We start from the raw sequence: 4374 nt of genomic DNA, 5'->3' as shown, positions 1-4374 counted from the left end.
CTGTCTCACCCAACCCGGGATTTCTTTTCAGTAAGTTTTTATGAACTTTCGCTCTCTCTCAAAGCGGCTGCAAATGTACAACCTTTTTTTAAACCGACAAGAAAAAAATTTTATTTTTTTTCAGCCACTCTCGAAGCTAATCCCGTAAAAGCGGATGCAAACTTACAACCTTTATCACTTAACTTCAAAATATTTTTTAGAGAACTTTTTCAACCCTAAAAGAACACTTACCGTGCCTCTCAAAGCGGATGCAAAGATAAAACCAATTTCCTTTACAATCCAAGATAAAATTCAAAAAAAATTCAGAGAACTTATTCGCTTTAAAGGCTTGCTACATATAGGCTCAGACACTGTCTCTCCTATCCCGTCACTCCCTCTCAAAGCGGCTGCAAATATACAATTGAATTCTAATCCCACAAGCTCCCAACAAAAATATTTTAAGGTTTTTTTGACATTTTTCTAAACCCCAAAACTAAGGTGCTGAAAATGACATTTTTGAAGGAAGATTTTTTCTGTACTTTTTTATCCTGAAATTGAAAGTAGAGGATGCATGGTTTCAAGGATGGTCATTTTGGAAGGTGCGACCCCTTCGGGGTCGTGTGGGGACGACGGCGGGGGGGGGGGGTATAAACATTGGACCCCTTAGGGGTCACAGTTCCCTCCACTCCTGTTATAGTCATCCAATCCCTTCGGGATTGTATATTCGTGAGGTGTATTATATATAGTATGTAGAGCAATTACCAGCAGGAGGTGCAATTTTGTAAAAGTCCTATAATTATATGGCTCCTTCGGATCCTGAAACATACCTCATGAGAAAAGAGGTGCCGAAAATGGCACTTTTGAGAAGTGGCGTTCACAAAGGTGCGACCCCGTGGGGGTCGGGATCATCACGGTATTCAGGTTAAAAACATAAGACCCCTTTGGGGTCTGGTTTCGTTACCTGTTCCCATTATTAAAGAAATGAGGCCCATCGGGGTCGTGGTTTGGGACGTGTTCCTGTTATTAAAGAATGAGAACCATTGGGCTCTTCGGTTCGTGACCTGTTACGTTACATATATAAGACCCGATAGGGTCTAACCATCCGGATCCAAAGGATTCGGTATATTTATTTACCATCGGTAGGGATGACCCCGAAGGGGTCAAATGTTTATAGCTGATAAACGAAATATCCATCGAATTACATTAATAGGAATCAAAACAATCAATTCAAACCGATTATTTCAATGCCAATCGAAGAACAAAATCCCAATCCCATTACATTATTATGAATCGAAGACGTGTACCCGCGTTAGGGAGAGCAGCGGAAATCCTTTTTGCAAGGCACGAGCAAAAAGATTGGAGCGGATAGCCCGACCCGCATGAGCGGTAGCGAAGGCGGGGAACGCCCAAATAATTACATAAAGAAATTCCAGACCAATCCAAACCTTACTCCAAAATCGCGTGAGGGATAGAGTGGTGCCGAGAAATTGTTATTTGCTTCAATTAGATAATTCAGGTTTTCCAGTTTGAAGAAGATCCGGGCCTGTCGTATTTTACCATTGAAGAAAAAATCTACAGTTGGAAAACCTTCGACTTGTTGCGAATTCTGAACATAAAATTCTGCAAGAACAGGATCATACCCATTCATCTCATAGTCTGTAAAGTAATTTAGCGTGAAACCGGTTTGAAGATAAAGTGCCCGCTGGAACCAGTAGTCTTTATAGTAAAAGGTGTTCCTGGTGACCAAATCGGGTACATTTAGAACCTGCCCCCCATCTAAAACAGTCTGGTAAAGCAAGGTGTTATTAAGCGCAAATTTGCCCAGGCTAAATTCCCTGCTCCCCTTCACCTTTACATAACTCACCTGATCGTTGTGTTGAAATGGCCTTACAAATCCTGCTTCCCCTACCGCGAAGTAAGCCATATCATTAATAGTGGAGAATTCTACATTTGCATTCAACCATTGAGGTGCCCAGAGGTCAAAACCCAGAGACTGCCGACTTTCATTTGAAAAAGAGGTTTGCCAGTTGTAGTTTGTATAGTCACTCTGGTAGAGTAGAAAATTATAATTGGGGGCATGATCATTAATATTGGCCGTGGCTGCGACCACAAAATCTGAGGACAGCGCATATGAAAGTCGGGCGCCGAGGTCATATCCTTTAAAATCTCCTGTTAAGTTGATCATTCCGCTCGCTTTTAACTGAAAGTCACCCAGAGTACCCAGATAATCTCCCCCTGCTGAAAGTATATCTCCCTGAAGCCTGTTCACTATATACCCTCCTTCAAGATCTAGCACGGTATTATAGCCATAGTTATAGTGGGTGTGCTTTCCGCGGGCAATAATTCTTGCAAGATTCCCGGCTGTAAAACCTACATAGACCTCGTTGGATGTAGTAGTGAGCCGTGTTACATCTTTTAAACCCACCTCTTCAAAAGAGGGCCCAAAGAGTTCACTGGCCGAAGACTGCTGAAACTGATACTTTTTATAGGTATGATTTAAACGATGACCAATTCTAAAATCTCGCTGTACAAGCGAATCAGCTCTTTTGTAAAGGGCATACGAATGGTCTAGGAAAAATCTTTTACCAAATAATGTAGATTGCGCATCTTCGAAGTTCACGTCAAGACGGGAGCGATCTTCGAATTCGGGATTTTCTGCTATGTATTGATCAAGAGACGTAGCTGTAAGTCCGCCGTTTTCTTCATTGAGAAGGTCCTGTGAAACAAAATGAGTTTGCATATTGTACCTCCCGTTTGGGGAACTATAACTGAGTGAAGTTCTAAAATTTCCGGTACTGGTGAGCATATGCCGATATCGACCCAAAGACCGAAGCCCTTTATATCCTATTGAAATATTGAGATTAGGAGAGGTGTTTACAGTAAAAAGAGCATCAGCTGCCTGGCCTTGTTCAAATACTGTCTTAAAAAAAAGTTCGGTAAACGGGGTAGGAACGTTATAGTAGAAGATATCTTCTACTTCCATAAAATTATAATGTCTCGCTCTTGCGCCAAATTGAGGAAGCACCTCCCGCTCTTCAATAAAGTCATAAGTAAGCCGATTATAAGAACGGCCGACATTGGAAAATGGTAGTAACCCAAAATTGTCTTTTCTAAGATAGTTAAACCGGTAATCCTTGTATATATGAAGTGTGGTATCTACTGTTGTGGTATCGTTATCTACGGAAATAATCTTGTAGAGATCAATTGGGGCTTTTTCAACAGAAGATTCATTTTTTGGGTCACGTGCAGTTTGATCCTGCCCCTGAATATTATTCCCACCACGATTTAGCCTTCTTTCCTGGGCCAGTAAACCGAATGGGATTAAGAATATAAGAACAAGTAAAATTGTTATTTTCTTCATACAAATCATTAACTGGAACAAAAGTATGATAAATGAAATAACATGATTAGAAAATAAAAAAAAAACCTTCACGGATATACTTTCTCTAACGTCATTTAGGAATAAGAAATACAATTACAGAATAATTAAAGAAAATTTCACCCTTACATAATTACAACCTACACCTTTGGCATAATTTTAGTAGATTAGTCGAAAATCTATAAAAATTAAATTATGAAGTTCTGGCTTGTTTTATGCTTATTCATCACTCCCTCTTTACTAATTACTGCACAGAATATTAACTTACCTACGGAATATATTAGAAGCACTATAAGTGGAGAAAAAACCTTACCTGCTAATGTACAAGGGAGTCAATATCCCACAGAAGAGTTTCAGCAAGGCACCGTCAACATACTTGATAAATCATTTACCACATTAGTTAGATACAATGCCTTATCAGATGCTTTTGAAATAAAAGATCCAACCGGTGAAATAACTACTTTGTTAAGAAGACCCGATATCACAGTGGAATTAAATGGCAGTGATTACGAAATAGAATATTTTATTGATGATAATGGGATTAGACGTCAGGGCTACTTTCAAAAGTTAAATGATGGTGATGCCGTCTTTTTAAAAAGACGAGGGGTAATTAAACAAGATGCGGTGAGAGCTACTAACAGTTATGGACGTGATAAGCCAGCATCCCTGGATCATTATGAAAAGTATTTCTTGAAAAAGGGAGACACTCCAGCTGAAGAAGTAAGATTAAAAAGAAAGGATATCCTAAGACAATTGAATAATGAGGAAGTAGAACAATTTGTGAAGAAACATAAATTTAAGTTAAAGAATGAGTCTGAAGTTATCCAAACCTTAGAATTCTATAATTCTTTGAATATAGAATGAAACTAAAATTTTTATTTATTTTTTCGCTCAAACCAGATTTGTAAAAGAAAATTAGAACTCTTTTAAGGTATATTAAGAAGAACCCTGTAAATAAACACTTTACAGGGTTATTTTTTTTCCTATATGGTCTAATAACATCTAAAATTCCTAAA

Annotated in this window: 3 protein-coding genes; 2 read left to right on the top strand and 1 reads right to left on the bottom strand. The window is 38.7% G+C overall.

Annotated features, from left to right (window positions below):
• Nucleotides 1–219 (top strand): hypothetical protein (locus ACQ93I_RS17035; RefSeq protein WP_431699576.1); only part of this gene is annotated, 219 nt, incomplete at its 5' end.
• Nucleotides 220–1393: 1174 nt separating this feature from the next.
• Here ACQ93I_RS17035 and ACQ93I_RS17030 read toward each other — a convergent pair.
• The gene (locus ACQ93I_RS17030) at nucleotides 1394–3340 is read right to left on the bottom strand and encodes a putative porin (RefSeq protein WP_431699575.1); all 1947 of its coding nucleotides are present in this window, start codon (nucleotides 3338–3340) and stop codon (nucleotides 1394–1396) included.
• Between the two features lie 213 nt (nucleotides 3341–3553).
• Here ACQ93I_RS17030 and ACQ93I_RS17025 point away from each other — a divergent pair, with 213 nt between their 5' ends.
• Entirely contained in the window at nucleotides 3554–4222 is a 669-nt protein-coding gene (locus ACQ93I_RS17025; protein WP_431699574.1) for a hypothetical protein, read from the top strand.
• Nucleotides 4223–4374: the final 152 nt, after the last annotated feature.

Source organism: Salinimicrobium sp. WS361, assembly GCF_050750585.1.
Classification (GTDB): domain Bacteria; phylum Bacteroidota; class Bacteroidia; order Flavobacteriales; family Flavobacteriaceae; genus Salinimicrobium.
Note: the sequence above shows the minus strand (reverse complement) of the source record. Positions and strands in the feature narration are given on the sequence as shown.

Bases quoted from the DNA above. Each gene is read 5' to 3' on its own strand.
- ACQ93I_RS17030 (WP_431699575.1), bottom strand. From the start codon at position 3,340: ATGAAGAAAATAACAATTTTACTTGTTCTTATATTCTTAATCCCATTC.
- ACQ93I_RS17025 (WP_431699574.1), top strand. From the start codon at position 3,554: ATGAAGTTCTGGCTTGTTTTATGCTTATTCATCACTCCCTCTTTACTA.